At 47.6% G+C, this 16732-nt stretch carries 18 protein-coding genes; 2 read left to right on the top strand and 16 right to left on the bottom strand.

Annotated elements, in window-relative coordinates:
* Positions 1-27: 27 nt before the first annotated feature.
* The 7 genes from fabG to HFE01_RS04910 all read right to left on the bottom strand — a co-directional run bounded on the left by fabG (position 28) and on the right by HFE01_RS04910 (position 5590).
* Positions 28-777, bottom strand: a complete 750-nt coding sequence (gene fabG, locus HFE01_RS04940; protein ID WP_016819272.1) for a 3-oxoacyl-[acyl-carrier-protein] reductase — start codon at positions 775-777, stop codon at positions 28-30.
* Positions 778-828: 51 nt separating this feature from the next.
* Positions 829-1770, bottom strand: a complete 942-nt coding sequence (fabD, locus tag HFE01_RS04935; protein ID WP_016819271.1) for an ACP S-malonyltransferase — start codon at positions 1768-1770, stop codon at positions 829-831.
* 81 nt (positions 1771-1851) lie between these two features.
* Positions 1852-2841, bottom strand: a complete 990-nt coding sequence (locus HFE01_RS04930) for a beta-ketoacyl-ACP synthase III (RefSeq protein WP_016819270.1) — start codon at positions 2839-2841, stop codon at positions 1852-1854.
* 8 nt (positions 2842-2849) lie between these two features.
* Positions 2850-3842, bottom strand: coding sequence for a phosphate acyltransferase PlsX (gene plsX / locus HFE01_RS04925; RefSeq protein ID WP_016819269.1), 993 nt, complete (start codon positions 3840-3842; stop codon positions 2850-2852).
* Positions 3826-4422 (bottom strand): transcription factor FapR, encoded by a 597-nt coding sequence (gene fapR, locus HFE01_RS04920; protein ID WP_019686977.1) that lies wholly within the window; start codon positions 4420-4422, stop codon positions 3826-3828. Before fapR ends, plsX begins: the two co-directional genes overlap by 17 nt.
* A gap of 282 nt (positions 4423-4704) precedes the next feature.
* Positions 4705-4878, bottom strand: coding sequence for a 50S ribosomal protein L32 (gene rpmF, locus HFE01_RS04915; RefSeq protein ID WP_013370634.1), 174 nt, complete (start codon positions 4876-4878; stop codon positions 4705-4707).
* Positions 4879-5068: 190 nt separating this feature from the next.
* Entirely contained in the window at positions 5069-5590 is a 522-nt protein-coding gene (locus HFE01_RS04910) for a YceD family protein (RefSeq protein ID WP_019686976.1), read from the bottom strand.
* A gap of 354 nt (positions 5591-5944) precedes the next feature.
* On the opposite strand from HFE01_RS04910, the gene HFE01_RS04905 reads away from it, so the two are divergent.
* Positions 5945-7180 (top strand): nucleotidyltransferase, encoded by a 1236-nt coding sequence (locus HFE01_RS04905; protein ID WP_167438167.1) that lies wholly within the window; start codon positions 5945-5947, stop codon positions 7178-7180.
* Here HFE01_RS04905 and HFE01_RS04900 read toward each other — a convergent pair.
* Entirely contained in the window at positions 7170-8201 is a 1032-nt protein-coding gene (locus HFE01_RS04900) for a SepM family pheromone-processing serine protease (protein WP_044785584.1), read from the bottom strand. The genes HFE01_RS04905 and HFE01_RS04900 overlap by 11 nt on opposite strands.
* 196 nt (positions 8202-8397) lie before the next feature.
* Between HFE01_RS04900 and HFE01_RS04895 the strand changes: the two genes are divergently transcribed.
* On the top strand, positions 8398-9681 hold the full coding sequence (locus tag HFE01_RS04895) for a nucleoside recognition protein (protein ID WP_107734259.1): 1284 nt from the start codon (positions 8398-8400) through the stop codon (positions 9679-9681).
* Here HFE01_RS04895 and coaD read toward each other — a convergent pair.
* From coaD to HFE01_RS04855, 8 genes are all read right to left on the bottom strand, one after another.
* On the bottom strand, positions 9644-10165 hold the full coding sequence (gene coaD / locus HFE01_RS04890; protein ID WP_016819264.1) for a pantetheine-phosphate adenylyltransferase: 522 nt from the start codon (positions 10163-10165) through the stop codon (positions 9644-9646). The genes HFE01_RS04895 and coaD overlap by 38 nt on opposite strands.
* Positions 10158-10796, bottom strand: coding sequence for a 16S rRNA (guanine(966)-N(2))-methyltransferase RsmD (gene rsmD, locus HFE01_RS04885; protein ID WP_016819263.1), 639 nt, complete (start codon positions 10794-10796; stop codon positions 10158-10160). Before rsmD ends, coaD begins: the two co-directional genes overlap by 8 nt.
* A gap of 316 nt (positions 10797-11112) precedes the next feature.
* Positions 11113-11235, bottom strand: coding sequence for a cyclic lactone autoinducer peptide (locus HFE01_RS04880; RefSeq protein ID WP_013370626.1), 123 nt, complete (start codon positions 11233-11235; stop codon positions 11113-11115).
* A gap of 5 nt (positions 11236-11240) precedes the next feature.
* The gene (locus HFE01_RS04875) at positions 11241-11756 is read right to left on the bottom strand and encodes an accessory gene regulator ArgB-like protein (protein WP_107734260.1); all 516 of its coding nucleotides are present in this window, start codon (positions 11754-11756) and stop codon (positions 11241-11243) included.
* The gene (locus tag HFE01_RS04870; protein ID WP_016819261.1) at positions 11749-12381 is read right to left on the bottom strand and encodes a hypothetical protein; all 633 of its coding nucleotides are present in this window, start codon (positions 12379-12381) and stop codon (positions 11749-11751) included. The genes HFE01_RS04875 and HFE01_RS04870 overlap by 8 nt, the downstream gene beginning before the upstream one ends.
* Positions 12382-12551: 170 nt before the next feature.
* Positions 12552-13670: an acyltransferase family protein gene (locus tag HFE01_RS04865; protein WP_107734261.1), complete on the bottom strand. Its 1119-nt coding sequence runs from the start codon at positions 13668-13670 to the stop codon at positions 12552-12554.
* A 163-nt stretch (positions 13671-13833) separates the two neighbouring features.
* A complete protein-coding gene (locus HFE01_RS04860; protein WP_013370622.1) occupies positions 13834-15651 on the bottom strand; it encodes an APC family permease in 1818 nt (605 codons plus the stop codon).
* Positions 15652-15844: 193 nt separating this feature from the next.
* Positions 15845-16681 carry an AraC family transcriptional regulator gene (locus HFE01_RS04855; RefSeq protein WP_107734262.1) on the bottom strand — a complete coding sequence of 279 codons (837 nt, stop codon included), beginning with the start codon at positions 16679-16681 and terminating at the stop codon, positions 15845-15847.
* Positions 16682-16732 lie beyond the last annotated feature (51 nt).

Raw genomic sequence — 16732 nt, 5'->3', positions numbered from 1 at the left:
TCGGGGCATGCGGATTGGCAACATGAACTACATATACATGCCGCCATCCACATGCAAAGTCTGGCCCGTCATATATGAGGAAGCATCCGAGGCCAAGAATAGCACCACATCTGCAATTTCCTCAGGCCGTCCAAGACGGGCCAGCGGAATACCGCTAAGCATATTGTCACGCAAATCATCAGCCAGCACCTGCGTCATTTCAGTATCAATGAATCCAGGAGCCACGCAGTTGACTGTAATTCCTCTTGAGGCAAGCTCTCTAGCAGAGGATTTAGTAAGACCAATCACTCCCGCTTTAGCAGCAACATAGTTGGCTTGTCCTGCGTTACCAAGCACACCAACAACGGAAGAGATATTGATAATTCGGCCGGAACGCTGCTTCATCATTGGACGTGTCGCCGCTTTGAGACAATTAAACACACCCTTGAGATTCGTTTCGATCACCTGATCGAATTCCTCTTCTTTCATCCGCATGATTAAATTATCTCTTGTTATGCCAGCATTATTCACCAGGATATCAATCTTGTCCCAAGCGCCGACCACATCCTTGATCAACTGATCAGCTTCTTCAGCACGTCCCACATTAGCCTGAACTGTAATAGCTTCCACACCTTTGGCACGAATCAGCTCTGCTACCTCAGTCGCAGCCGCTTCACTACCAGCATAGTTTACTGCAACATTAGCGCCTGCTTCAGCCAGCGCCAGTGCGATGCTACGGCCAATTCCGCGCGATGCTCCCGTAACCAGCGCTGTTTTTCCACTTAATGGCTTAGACATCATTATCCTCCCTTGCAAGTATTTAACCCGTAAAGGTAATCATTAATACTTTTAACGGGCCTCTAGGGCTTCTGTTATAGAAGCAAACGACTCCAGGCTACTCATGTTATACAGCTTAACCGTTTTGTCAATCTTTTTAACCAGTCCGGTCAAAACACTTCCCGGTCCGAACTCAACAAAGGTGTCCACCCCTTGTTCCAGCAGCCATGCTACGCTGTCTTCCCATAGTACCGGGGAATAGACCTGTTCCACCAACAGTTGGCGAATTTCACTTCCCTCACGTACAGGTTTTGCTGTCACATTGGTCACAACCGGAATCTGGGCTTCAGCAAATTTCACAGTCTCCAATTTATCGGAGAGCTTGTCTGCCGCTTCCTTCATCAATGACGAGTGAAAAGGTCCGCTGACCTCCAAAGTAATAGCACGCTTGCCGCCTGCTTCCTTCACACGTTCAGCGACAGCAGCTACGCCCGCCTGTGTACCGGATACAACAATCTGTCCGGGACAGTTGATGTTGGCCAGTTCAACCAGTTGACCAGATTCCGTAATATCACGGCACAATGCTGCCAATGCTTCACGATCAGCGCCCAGCACAGCAGCCATCCCGCCTTGTCCATCAGGAATGGCCTGCTCCATAAACTGACCACGTGCACGAACAGTCTCAACTGCATCCTCAAATGTGAGAACACCGGAAGCCACTAGAGCACTGTACTCTCCTAGACTGTGCCCAGCCACATAATCAGGGCGGATGCCCTTTTCCTTGAACGCTTCATACAACGCAATGCTCGCCGTTAACAGCGCAGGCTGCGTATTGGATGTTTGCTTCAAGGCTGTGTCAGGCCCTTCAAAGATCAGTGTGCTTAGCGCGAAACCCAAACGTTCGTCCGCTTTACGGAATACTTCTGTTGCAGCCGGAACTGCTTCATAAGCATCTTTAGCCATACCTACAGCTTGTGAACCCTGACCGGGAAATATAAATGCCGTTTTGCCCATCGTGCATGCACCTCTCTGTATCCAATGCTTCTTCTGTAAAACACCAGACAAATTCAATATTATATCAAATCTTCCACTTAATTACCAGATAAGAACCGACGCACCCCAAGTCAAACCGCCACCAAAGCCCACCATTAGTATACGGTCGCCTTCCTTCATGCGGCCTTCCTCAGCTGCTTCCACAAGAGCAAGAGGAATGGATGCTGCGGATGTATTCGCATATTTATTAACATTAATAACTACCTTTTCCTCTGGCAAATCCAAACGTTGCATTGCTGATTGGATAATTCGGATATTGGCTTGATGCGGAACGAACAGATCGATGTCGTCTTTGGACAATCCTGCTTTTTCCAACACATCAACCGTTGCTGTTCCCATAACGCGAACCGCGAACTTGAACACTTCGCGTCCATTCATATAAATATAGTGCTGTTTATTTGCCAGTGTGTCCGCACTCGCAGGCAAACGTGAGCCTCCAGCTTCCAACTTGAGCAAGGTGCCTCCAGCGCCTTCAGCCCCCAGATCAAAGGATTGGAATCCTCTACCTTCGGGTACTTCACCAATCACTACAGCTCCTGCTCCATCTCCGAAAAGAACGCAGGTGTTGCGGTCAGTATAATCTGTAATCCGGGAAAGGCAGTCTGCACCAATGATTAATGCATTGTTATAAATACCTGTCTTAATGAAACTCGTTGCCGTAGCCAGCCCGTACACAAAACCCGAGCATGCAGCAGACAAATCGAAAGCCGCTGCGCCTTTGGCCCCCAACTTGTCCTGAAGAATGCAAGCAGTTGACGGAAACGCCATATCTGGTGTAACCGTAGCTACTATAATCAGGTCCAGATCTTGTGCCGTCATACCCGCAGACTCCAACGCCTTAACTGCTGCTTCATAAGCCAAATCAGATGTAGCCTGCTCAGGAGCAGCAATATGGCGCTCCTGAATCCCTGTACGGCTAACAATCCACTCATCACTTGTTTCAACGATTTCTTCCAAATCTTTATTGGTCAGAATTTTCTCAGGTACGTATTTCCCTGTTCCGATAACACCAACCGGCCGTAATTTATTCATATCGTCACTCACTTCCTGCTGATTTCCTTGGATATACTTTCCACCAACCGGTTTTGCAAGGCCGTACGAGCCTGCCTTACCGCATTTTTGACGGCAATGCCATCAGACGAACCGTGACTTTTTAAGACGAGTCCGCTCAACCCCAACAAAGGAGCCCCGCCGTGCTCTTTATAATCGAGTTTCCCTTTCAGCCCCCGAAGTTCAGGCATAATCAAGGCTGCCGCAAGCTTGGTCTTTAAGGATTTGGTGAACTGCTCTTTAAGGAGAGAAAATATCGCTCCGGCTGTTCCCTCTAGCGATTTTAGCATAATGTTTCCGGCGAATCCGTCGCACACCAGTACATCACAATTTCCGGTTAACACATCTCTGGATTCAACATTCCCCACAAAATTGACAGGTAACTGCTCAATAAGAGGATACGCCAGCTTTGTTAGTTCATTGCCTTTTCCTGCTTCAGTCCCAACATTCAGCAGACCTACCCTTGGAGAAGCCACTCCGTGAACTTTCTGACGGTACAAGCTCCCCATCAGTGCGTACTGGGCAAGATGTTCAGGCTTAGCATCCATATTGGCCCCCAAGTCCAGCGCCAGAATACCTTGATCATCAATCGTCGGTATCATCGGCGCAAGAGCCGGACGCTCAATGCCCTCCATTCTTCCAACCACTAGTAATCCTGTAGTCATTAGAGCGCCTGTATTACCTGCGGAAATCATGGCATCCGCTTCGCCTTCTCTAACCATTCGACCCGCTACGACCATGGAGGCATCCTTTTTACGCCGCACTGCCTTTACAGGTTCGTCTTGTGCATCTATCGTTTCGGACGCATGGCGAATGGTGAGGTTCGTCGGCAGCGCCCTCCCGTTCAAAACCGCTTCAATCCGTTCCCGGTCACCAACCAGCGTAATGTCTGTATCCTTCCATTCCGCCGCCGCAGATAACGCGCCCTCTACTGTCGCCTCAGGAGCATTATCTCCTCCCATGGCATCAATGGCGATCCGCATGCTGACTTCCTCCTTCGCTATACTCTTCCTCCGTGGAGCGATAAATGACAAAGTTGCCTTGGAATACCATTTCTTCTCCTACGTAAGCAAACACTTCCACTTTGGCCTTCCCTTTTTGTTCTGGATTTGAGCGTACATATGCCTTGGCAATACATTTTTCACCCAAATGAACCGGACGAACAAAGCGAATATCCGCTGAAGCGGTCAATGCTATCTCATCGTTAATTACGGCAACGGCCAATGAATTGGCCTGTGCAAACACATAATGTCCTCGCGCAATGCCTGTACGTGAAAAAGTATGTTCCTCTTTGATTTCAAAAATCGAAATACCACTTTGATCCAACTGGAGATCAACGATGTCCCCAATTACTTCATGTAAAGGCAAGGAACGAACCTGATCGTAGGAGCGTTCAGCCATCAGCTTTAGCCGCTCCCGTAATTCTGGGATTCCCAGTTCCATCCGGTCCAGCCGAATGGTCTGAATGCTTACCTTCAACTGTCTTGTCAATTCCTGATCCGTCACGAACGGATTATCATCAATTAATTGAGTCAGCCGTTGCTGTCTCTGTCTCTTCGGCAAACGTTCGATATCAGTGACGCCTCCTTTCCTTTCCCTACAGTAAACTGCCGTTCAACCGACAGTTCAAGGTTACTTCACGTTCTAACGGCTAAATTTCAAGCCGGTTTGTCTTCTTGTATGTATAAAGGAACCCTTTAGGCCCTTCTTTCTTAGAACCTGGTACTAAAACAGTATATAGCATGCTGACGCAAAAAGAAAGCATGCTGATAAAAAAAGTAGCGCCTCACTGTAGTGAAGCGCTACTTTCTCTGCGAATATTCCAAAGAATCCGCTTATCGGACATTATTGAGAGATGATCTCTCTAGCTTTGTACGTTCCGCAAACTTTGCACACATGGTGAGCAAGTTTCAATTCGCCGCATTCGGAGCATTTCACCATACCTGGTACTTCCAGTTTAAAGTGAGTACGACGTTTGTCGCGACGAGTTTTGGATGTTCTCCGTTGAGGTACTGCCATTATTCCCACCTCCTTAAACAGATCAACCCCGCATGACGGGTATGACTTCTTATCTCATTCAAGACCGAAAGAAAATGCCAGAAGACAATGATCTTACAGCCGGTGAATCAAGCCTGCAACATCCACGTATCGGTTTAATAACTTCCCGGCACAAGCGGATGATGATTTTTTTCAGAATTGAACTCAATTCTCATTTAAAAAAATCCTTAAGCCCTGCCAGACGCGGATCAATCTTTTCCGTATCACTATCGTTACTGTCGTCAGAGCCAAGGCTCCAGTCTTGTCCGGCCGCTGGCGCGATCCCCTGACAATCCTCACTGCATATAGGCGCAAACGGCACATGCAGTACAAACAGTTCTTCACAATACGGTGCAATGTCGAAGGAATCCTCCGGCACTGCGATAAAATCGCCATCTTCATCCTCCTCTTCAACATTTGAAGATGAGGTTTGCTTAAACCGTTCACGAAATTCAATATTCAAATCCTCGTGCATCGGGCTCAAACAGCGGGAGCAAAGCATGTCCAGACCTGCGGTCAACGTGCCTTCCACACTCATCGAGCCTTGACCCAGACTAACGGCGACCAAGTCGGTCTCCAGCGGGGAAACGGCTGTAACATCAGCACGATCATCCACCAATTCACTCACATTAAGAGATTCACAGATAGGAAAGGGACCGTCACTTGTTGCTACTTTGCGAAAAAATAGTTGCATCACTATCACTCCAAACAAACAAAAATTATTATACCGACTGATCGAGTCGTTTGTCAACACCTTTCACTTTACACCACTTACAAATCCATCGATTTTCCAATGGTTCGGCAAGATCTATGCGGATGCAAAAATGTGTTGTATTTATCATGTACCTGTGAGTATTCGTACCCCCGCCACTCTTCGTGTACAATAATGCGAGTATAAAGCTTTTTGCTCCAGGTCTCAATGGTCTTGTTCAAGTGCATGATGAAATATCAGATAGCTGCCCTGAAAACATGCATTCGCTAGTAGTAAACCACTCATTCAAAATAGTTATCAAATAAGTTACTTCAAGAAAGGAGCCGACATACAGTCTTGAAAACACTCGGTATCATTGTAGAGTATAATCCCCTGCATAACGGACATGTCCATCACTGGAAGGAGTCTCTTCGTATCACTGGTGCACAGCGAACGGTGGCTGTGATGAGCGGTCCCTTCCTTCAACGAGGCGAACCCGCGATTACAGACAAATGGTCACGCACCGAAATGGCACTTGCTATGGGCGTAGACCTGGTTCTGGAGCTGCCTGTGGCCTATGCTGTCCAGCCCGCAGAATGGTTTGCCCGCGGCGCGGTGACCCTGCTCTGCGCGACGGGCATCGTCGACGCGCTCTGCTTCGGCAGCGAGAGCGGAGACATCGCCCAGCTGCACACGCTGGCCCGCGTGCTGGCGGCAGAGCCGGCCGAACTCAAGGCCGGCATCGCCCAGCGCCTGAGCAAGGGCGCAAGTTATCCTGCCGCCTACGCAGGAGCCGCAGCCGCGCTGGCGGCCGAAGGAGCGGACGGTGCTGCGCTCGCCGCTCTCATGCAGCAGCCCAACAATACGCTCGGGCTGCATTACTTGATTGCGCTGGAACGGCTGGGCAGCACAATCAAGCCCTTTACGGTGGCCCGCACGGGATCGGGCTACCATGAGACGGTGGCGCCTGCGGACGGAGTCATCGCCAGCGCCACAGCCATCCGCCGTCTGCTGCTGGACGGCGGGCCGAAGGCCGCGTCGCCGTACGTACCTGCGGCGACCCTGGAGATTTTGCAGCGCGAGTGGCAAGAAGAACGTGCCCCGCTGCATTGGGAAGCGTTCTGCCAGCCGTTGCTGAACGCCCTGATCACGCGTAGCCCGCAGCAGCTGGCGGAGCTGCACGAGGTCACCGAAGGGCTGGAGCATCGCCTACAGCAATCGCTGTACACGCTGCCTCATCCCTCTATGGAGGCCCTGTTTGCCACTGTCAAGACAAAGCGCTATACTCGTACAAAGCTTCAGCGGATGTGTACACATATTTTGCTGAATCATGCCAAAGCTGATATGACTCCCACTGAGCTGGCGAAAGGTCCCGGCTATATCCGCGTGCTCGGCTTTAATAGGGCTGGACGCGAGTTGCTGGCGCGAATGAAAGACACCGCCACCCTGCCAGTATGGGTCAAGCCGTCTGCCGGATCACATGCCCATCTGGACTGGGATACTGCCGCAGCCGCCATACATGCAGCCGGGATGCCGCGTCCCGCCATACGTGACATGTATGCTGATTACTTGCGACCACCCCTTATGGTTTAATAGGCAGCTTTTCCATATAATTCAGCGCATCGCCAAGCTTGCGAACCGGGACAAGCTTCATCTGGGTTCCGATTTGCTCTGCTTTGGCTTTGGCCTCTTTATAATTATCCGCCGGGACGAAAAACAATTCCGCACCCTGACGGTCAGCAGCGACGATTTTATACTTGGCGCCACCAATCGCTCCAACCTGACCGTCCTTATCAATAGTACCCGTACCGGCTACACGATATCCCTTACTTAAGTCACCTGGCGTCAACTGGTTATAGATTTCCATAGTAAACATCAAACCTGCCGAAGGTCCGCCGACATCCGTGGATGTAAAATGAATCGTTTTACGTCCATCCTTCGGCTCTACCTTCTGTACTGTAGCAATACTGACACCAAACCCGGAACGTTGTTTTCTCGTCTCACTGTCCGTGATGGTTGTTAATGGAGCTTGCACTGCCAGCAACTTTCCATCGCGCTTTAGCTTCACTTTAGCCAGCGTTCCGGGTTTCTCATCCTCCAATGCCTTCCGAATGGAATGATTATCAGTTACCCTCGTACCGTTTAACTCTAATATTTCATCTCCGGGCTCAAACACGCTGTTCGGTCCCGGAACCTTAAATACATACACATAATCCGGCACAATGCGATAGGAAACATGGGCACGGGTATAGGCAGCCTCCATCGCGGAAGACTGGGAATCCCCCATATACCATACCTGCTCTGCTGCATATTCATCTTCACTTCTGCCATGCAGACGATCCTCTTTGCGCTGAATCTCCGAGTTGCTGTCCAGTTTGGACATAGCTAGCATGATGACATTGGCATATCGCGCCGATACCGTCGTCATCATAAAGCTCCCCCGTTCGTTGCTATCACCTTCCTGTACTTTAACCATCGGTTTGATCTCGTTTGCCCCACCTGGTCCATAGATCAGATAAGGGGTTGGCATATAAACCAGCACATAGACCATTGCAGCCAGCATTAAGACATAACCGGTTGTAAAAAAGGCTCTTTTCCGGTTAATTCGCATCATTGCTTCTCCCCCTTGCAGCCTAACTTCTCTTATCTTACCCAAGTGCCTCTGCACCACCTGTTCTCAAGCCTTCCAAAAAAGCATACATTGTTTACGACAACATGTACGAGCAACCTGTATCCAGACAATGAAGGTGAATAACGCTGGAGACAGCATCCGACTCTCCTTAGTATATTTATGAGAGGTGAAATCTTTGATGCAAAAGGAAGCCCGCCCTGCTCCTTACTGGACAACCTTGCTGCTTGGCCTCGGAGCCATTTTGCTTGTAATGGCTATTGTTGCCTCACCAGAAGAAGTATTTCAAGCCTCTACCCAGGGACTTAAATTATGGTGGAGCATTATTTTCCCGGCCATGCTGCCTTTTTTGATGCTATCTGAAATGCTCATCGCCTTTGGTCTGGTACATGGTCTAGGTGTTCTGCTGGAGCCATTCATGCGATCCTGGTTTCGGCTGCCGGGACGAAGCGGCTGGGTATTGGCCCTCGGTCTAACTGCGGGATTCCCTGCTACCGCGGAAGCGGTACGCCAATGGGCACAACAGGAGGATATGACCGCGCTTCAGCTTCGACGTCTGACCGCTATCGCTCATTTCTGCAATCCAATTACGATCCTGCTCGTCATTGGCACAGGACTGCTGCACAATGCTGCTGTAGGTGGGCTGTTACTTGCCGTTCACTGGATTTCCGGGCTGCTGGCAGGCTGGATCACAGCCAGAATACCTGATTCGTCCAGAAAATCGAAAAAACGGGAAACGCCAGCTGCCATCCGGCGCGCTTCTGTTTCCCGCACTACCACCTCCCTGATCCGATCCGCATGGGAAGCTACCCGCTCTGCCAGAGAACGGGATGGCCGCAGCTTTGGAAAACTGTTAGGCGAAACCGTATCCCATGCTGTACAGATGCTGATGGTGACAGGTGGATTCATTATTTTCTTTTCCGTACTGATTCGGCTGCTGACCTTATACTCAGGTCAAGGAACGCTTTCTATGGCGTGGCCTGCCTGGATGGAAATCCATCTGGGTTCCTATGAAATCAGCCGCCTGCCCTACGATCTCCGTACACAAGCAGCGCTGATCAGTGCTGTGTTGGGCTGGGGCGGCTTGTGCGGCTGGCTTCAAATTACCGCCGTCACCAAACCTTCCGACAAGGGCATCACCTTCACCTTATCACGAGTGCTACATGGGATCATTGCTTTTGGACTAACCTTGGCGGCATGGACTCCGCTTAGCCACATTGTCAGTAATACAATTCCTGCTTACGTCAGCCGCAGTTCTGTATCTTCTTTTGCCGAAAGTGTAAATGATTCCGGATCGCAATCTGTCATGGCCGGAGCCAGCAGCTTATTAACACAAATAGTAGGAACATCCATGTACCCCTGGCAACTAACCGTACTGTCCGTTGTACTTCTGAGTACGATTATACTTGCTCTGCTCGCCGTTTCCTTTATGACTTCATGGTGGAGCCACCGCGATTCGCGCTAACCTTGGCACGCAGTGCGTCTTCCACCTCTGGTGACACCAGATCTACGACCTTGCCATCAAAATGCGCAATTTCCTTCACCATACTGGAACTCAGATATGAATAAGCCGGGTTGGTCATCATAAAGATCGTTTCCGCATCCGGGTTCAACTTATGATTTGTAGAGGCTAATTGGAGTTCATATTCAAAATCGGTCACTGACCGAATTCCTCTGACAATAACCTGAGCCCCTTTTTGGCGTACATAATTGGCTGTCAGATCACGGAAGCTGTCCACTTCAACGTTTGGAATATCGCGAGTTACCGTACGTAGCAGCTCCATTCGCTCCTCAAGTGAAAACAGCGGATTTTTACTAATATTGTTAAGAACCGCGACGATCAGTAAATCAAACTGTCGGGCCGCTCTTTGAATAATATCCTGATGCCCCATCGTCACGGGATCAAAGGTTCCCGGATATACGGCAATACGTGGTTTGTGCTCAATCATGATGGTCCTCCCCGTCTGATTCGGTGATGCCGAATTTGACCCCTTCGGCTTCTGTATGTTCTTCGGCGTCTGACAAAGCATCATCAAAGTGATAAATGGATAACGCTGTTTCACCATAGACCGCTTTTCTAACCTGTTCAAACGGTCCGAAACTTATCGGATACTCATGTCCCGATTCATACTCCAGCACGATGATTGCACCTGAACGAAGCAAGTCCAACTCGGCCATGCGGCTCATCAATTCATCCCCGTGCTTGAGACGATAAGGCGGGTCCAGAAAAACAGCATCAAAAAGAGCTCCACGTTTTGCCAGCGCCTTAAGCGCTCGTCCGGCATCATTGCGGAACACTTCTGCCTTTCCTTCTAATCCAGTTTTTCGCAAATTTTCTTTAATGACATCAATGCTTTTGGATTCCATATCAATAAAAACTGCCTTGTCCATTCCCCGACTAAGCGCCTCTATACCCAGGCCGCCACTGCCAGCAAACAAATCAAGCGCGACTCCTCCATCAAAATAAGGACCTATCATGCTAAATAGCGCTTCCTTGACCTTATCCGTGGTCGGTCGCGTCCCGGTGCCGGGAACTGCCTTTAACGGCCTTCCTTTGGCACTACCCGATACCACTCTCACGCTGAAACTCACCTATTTTCTATATGTGTTCATAACCATATAAAGATTATGACGTTATCGTACCACATGCATCGCCGTTTGAAAAACTTAGTGATGAAGCAGGTATAAAAAACCATCTCCTGGGCATCCTTAGGATATCGGCATTCAACCAATGTCGTAGACAACCGCGGAGAAGACTTACGTTTCCCCATAAGCTCTTCGTCCGGTTTCTCCTCTCCCATTCGGGCGCTCTTTCGTAGAGCGCCTGTTTTTTTTGCATAAAAAGAAGCTGCTTTATAGCAGCTCTATGTATTATTTTTTCTATTCTGCATTTAGCTTATTTCAGCAGTTCCTCGGGTGTATCTCCTTGATAAACATACACATAACTTGCCACTGATACAGCAAAAGTCGCGAACATAGACAACGATGTGGCTAACCCGTATACTACTTTTTTCATCATTCCACTCACCTCCTTCCCCGGATTAATGTTAGGCTTTGAACCAAAAAAGCAACAGCCACTACAGAAGAACCTATTACAAAGTTAGTACATACAAGCAAGGAAGATAACAATCGCAAGAGGGGATAAAATCGCACTGGAATGCGCGACTGCTTTTCAATTCTGGACGGGGCAAAGCATAAAACAAGAATGAGAGCGATTCCGGTAAACAGGTTTGTCAACCCATTATTTAAGGAAATGCAAGATATGTATGTAAAAGCTACAGAGGTCACCAGCACACATGCCATACCCGTTTTCAAGTGAATACCACCAGATACTTGGCGCAGCAAGGCAAAAGCGACGAGAATCGTTACAGCTTCGACCATCCGCCCCGTGAAGAATGAGGCGAATAGTGTCAACACGATGATCATAGACGCATTCAGAATGAGAGCAAGTGAGTATTTAAGTACTGGGACGGAAGCCGGATGATCAGGCACAGTACGTTTAATCTGGTTAGCAAGTTTGAAAGCCATCGTTTCAATCATCTCGGTATTCCTTTCCGACTGCATAGTAGATAAAAAATCCCGATACCAGTGCAAAAAATATCATACTCAACCATACCTCGCTATAGTAAAGCACAATAGAGGTTGAAATGAGAGACAGAATGATCAGTGTGATGACAATGCCATATTCCTCTTTGAACTTAAGCTTTTTGAAATTTGGGGAAAAGCCGATCTCTTTTCGATACAATATAAATGAAATTAGTAGTCCTGTCGCTGCGCTAACCACTTGTAACAGATAGCCCTTCAAGGAACCGTTCTGCAGCTCAGCAACCGGTAGGTTACCGAACATAGCTTTCAGGAGTACCGACTGAATAACGGCATATGCAAAATAACCGGTAACTGTCATAATACCTGACCAAACAATCGGAATCTTCACCACTGTAGCAAGTAAAAAAATAAAAAGCAGCATATTAATGACAGGTACTAAATAGGAGAGTGAAAATTCCTCTCGGAGCAAATAGCTTTGCAGGTTCATAATCAGATTCACAAAAATAGCCTGCCATAGATAAGGAGTCATTCTAACTTTAAAGATACTGAGAATCAGCGCAAAAACAGCTACTCCTTCCAGTGTAGAGAAAAGTAAAAAGCCAAGTGGCTCCAAAAGCATACGTGCATCTCCTTTACAATTCCAACAAACCTCATCGGTGTATTCAAAAACTTGGATGTACATCGAATATAAAGGGCTGGGAGCTACTTTTCAAGAGGTCTTTTCAATAATTTCGTAGATTTATTCAAGCACTTCAACCAAATGTTATCTGATGCTGCTTCAAGTTGCAACTAGGCAACACTTTCTTTGACCGAATCTTCCTGCTCGCGTACAGATTTTATACGTGATATAAGCTTTTTCCCCAATCGGATGCCGGGCTGTTCTATCCACGTGTAGGTAAACCAGGAAAGTCCGACGGTGAATAGCAACGTCATGATGAACAGAAGTGAGAGGCTGACTAAGGGAGCAGACGGTAATTTAATCTGTACGATTAGTCCCAGGACCAGCATATGCGTCAAATACATGCTGTAGCTGAGGCGGCCGATCCATGACCACACGCGATTAAGTAGCCATTTCGGCTGCCAATGATACAAAGCATACGCCCCTAACAGCAAGCCAACACCTATGAGATAATCCGTCATACCTCCAAAAAACGCAAACAGCACAGTAACAAGCAGAAGCCCCCCACTGAGCGGGTCTACACTTTTCCAATGACGCTCGTCTTTCCAAATGAAAAACAACAATATCCCCAGCCCAAAGACAGGCAACTGATTCGGAAACCATAAATACAAATAATGCCCCCATAAAGATTGATCACTAATCAATGGATATTGAGCAAACACCGTATTTAACCCGAAGCTTGCCACAAGCACCATCACGACAAACCAAGTCGCATGGCGAACCGATTGAATCAACTTAAATAAGAGGGGGATAAATAGATAAAACATACATTCCACCGCAATGGACCATTCCACACCGATAATGCTGTTGATCCAATACGGATTGAGACCATTCAAAAACAGAGCATGGACTGCAATATTAGTGACAGTAACTCCCTCCTGATCTCCAAGCCAAAATCGCGGACCTGTCCCATTTACAATTAAATAGATTCCTAACATCATGTAATACAAGGGTGCAATCCGAAAAAAACGACGCCACAGGTAGGCCACCATTCCTTCTCTCTTGTCACTCGAACGCCTGCTCAGAGATAGAAACAGCGTAAAAGCGCTGGCCATATAAAATAAAGCGACTCCTTTGGCTCCTATGCTCAAGCCTTTTTGCAACCAACCGTTTAATCCGTCCACATGCTGACTGACATGCACAAGTAACACTCCGATAATCGCTAGCGCCCTTAGCGTATCTACAAATTGCAACTTATCTTGTTCCATCTTCCCCTTGTCTTCGGGCATCGTATCCCTCCATAACGATTCCTAATGATACATTTTGTATCTATAATACACAAAATGTATCACCCAAGTAAATATCCCATTATGCAAAAAAACACCCTCCGACCGCACCAAGATGCGGTCAAAAAGTGTTGATTTTATCATACTAATGAGTATTAATATGGCTTTATTTGTTTAAATGAAAAGGTACGGTCGTTACGATGACGTCTTTGTAATTGATTAAATAAGCTCTCATCAGCAAACTGGTCTGATTGTGCAGTATATTTTCCCACCAGTGTTTAGTGATAAATTGTGGAATGAGAACTGTGATATGGTCCTCGTCTGCCTTTTTCCACTCTACTGTATCGATGAACTTGCGGAGCGGATTAATGATGCTGCGATAACGGGATCTCAGCACTACTAAACGTATACCTACATCCCACTCTTCCCACTTCTGTTCCATTTTTTGAATCGCTTCATCATCCACACCCACATATACAGCAACCACATTGTCCGACAATGTTTTGGCATAGCTGATGGTATTCATAACGACTCGTGTAATGCCTGCCACCGGAATAATAATCGTATTGCCCTTGACCATAGGTTTGTCCTTCGTGATATCAATGCGCAGTTGTTCAGCCGTATTTTTGTAATGTTTGTTGATCTTCATAAAGAAATACAGTACCAAAGGCAGGAAGATAAAGACTACCCACACCTGGCTAAACTTAGTGAAGATAAAGATGAGCGTAATCGACAGCGTGGTTAGCATCCCAACCGTATTAATAGCCAGCTTGACGACCCAGCCAGCAGGTTTGAGCCGAATCCATCGAATCATCATACCAAGCTGCGACAGGGTAAACGGGATAAATACCCCTACAGCATAAAGCGGAATGAGATTTTCGGTATTGCCACCAAAAACGATGACCAGCAATGCCGAGAAGATACTCAAAAACAGGATACCGTTAGAATAACCGAGTCGATCTCCACGAACCATAAACATATGCGGCATATATTTGTCCTTAGCGAGCATAAAAGCGAGCAACGGAAAGGCTGAATAGGCTGTGTTGGCCGCCAAAAACAAGATAAGCGCCGTCACACCTTGAATGATGTAGTACATCACACCGCGCCCAAAAGTGGCATTCGCAATTTGCGAAATGACTGTTTCTTGCGGATTAGGACGAACACCGTACCAATAAGCCAGCAAACTAATTCCGATAAACATACAGCCGAGAATCAAGCCCATCATCATCAATGTAGTTGCCGCATTTTTGGCAGCAGGCTTGCGGAAGTTCGGAATGGCATTGGAGACAGCTTCTACACCGGTTAGCGCCGAACAGCCCGAGCTGAATGCTTTCAGTAAGAGAAACAGACTGACATTGGATACCGTAGCTCCAAATTGCGGCGCCGCAGCATGGGCTCCTCCTGCCAGATAGTGAATGATACCACTAATAATCAAAACAAAAATGGCAACAACAAATAAGTAAATCGGTATCGCCAGCACCGAGGCAGATTCCGTCACCCCGCGCAAATTCATAATAGTCAAAAAGATAATCATCACCAAAGCAATTGCGATCCGATGATCATGTAACGATGGGAACGCCGATGTAATGGCATCTGTACCTGCCGATGAGCTAACAGCTACCGTCAGAATATAATCGACCAGCAGAGAGCCGCCTGCAATCAGACTTGGACTCTTTCCCAAATTGTCCTGTGCGACAATGTAGGCTCCCCCACCACCAGGGTAGGAAAAAATGGTTTGTCTATACGACAGGATCAGGATGATAAGCAAACCCAACACCGCAATGGATATAGGGATGGAATACCATAGGGCAGCGAAGCCCGCTGTAATTAAAACCAGCAGAATTTGCTCCGTGCCGTAAGCTACAGAGGACAATGCATCTGAAGACAGAATGGCCAGTGCCTTGAGCTTATTCAGTTTCTCATCTTCAAGGGCCGTCGACTTTCGCGGACGACCGATTAATAACCTTTTGACTTTACTCAGCATTTCGTTGACTCCTTCTTTGGATGAGGGTTTTGCAAAAGAACTATGAATCGTATATTTATTATGTCACCTGCACATCAGATTGATGAAACAAATGAACTATTATTTTATACTCCCTCATCCAGAAAAAAACAATAAGGAATGCTCCCTAAAAAGAGCATTCCCGAGTAAGAAAGAGTATTTTGATAAAATACCCTTATGTATACAGTATTTTGAACCTTTCAGGCGTAATTCCTTCCGCTCGGCGGAATGTTGCCACAAAATGACTGACATCTCGGAAGCCTACGCGCTCCGAAATCTCCTTCACCGTTAATTGCGGATACTCCGTCATCATTTCCTTCGCCTTCCGCAACCGAATTACAATCAGATAAGCATACGAAGTCACACCGAACGCTTGCTTAAACAATGTATTTAAATGACGAGCGCTGACATTCATCATCACGGCCATATCCCTTAAACCCACATCTGGGCTGGCATAATTTTGCTCCATAAAGGTCAGTACAGGAGTTAAACGTTCCACATTATGAGAAAGGGAAGGCATCGAGCTATGTTGTCCATGTTTACGCAGCAGAGTCAGAAAACGGTACATATTGGCCGAAGCATCTAATCCAGACAAATCACGTTCACTAACCATGGAGTGTAGCATGTTTTCCCCAAAGCTGTGCAGCTCGCTATCCGGATCCCAATGATACCCTCGCGTATGCTTCAATCCGAGTGCAGTCAATACAGCAGCGGCGATGGGTCCGTCAAATGTGATGTATAACGTTTGCCATACCTTGGTCGCCCGTCTGTATGCATGGGCTTCGCCTGGCAGCAGCAGGACCCCGGACTGCTCGCCCAAACGGAAGGTCCCCCCTTTATATGTAAACATCCCCTCACCAGACACCGTCTGAATCCAGTGAAAACATGGATAGCCCTCTGGACGGGACACATCCTCCTGTCTGCTATTAAATCCGATACTTTCAATAAAAAGAGGTAAAGAGTGTTCACGAGTAGTCAGGAAAAATCGCAAATGATGGGGAGTCAAAATCATAAAAAGCACCTCCGGCGTATGCGGTATTTGTGTCTCATGTAGATCCATATT

Source organism: Paenibacillus sp. EKM10P (genome assembly GCF_011800655.1).
GTDB lineage: Bacteria > Bacillota > Bacilli > Paenibacillales > Paenibacillaceae > Paenibacillus > Paenibacillus polymyxa.
The sequence above is the reverse complement of the archived record's forward strand: the minus strand, read 5'-3'. Positions and strand labels throughout refer to the sequence as shown.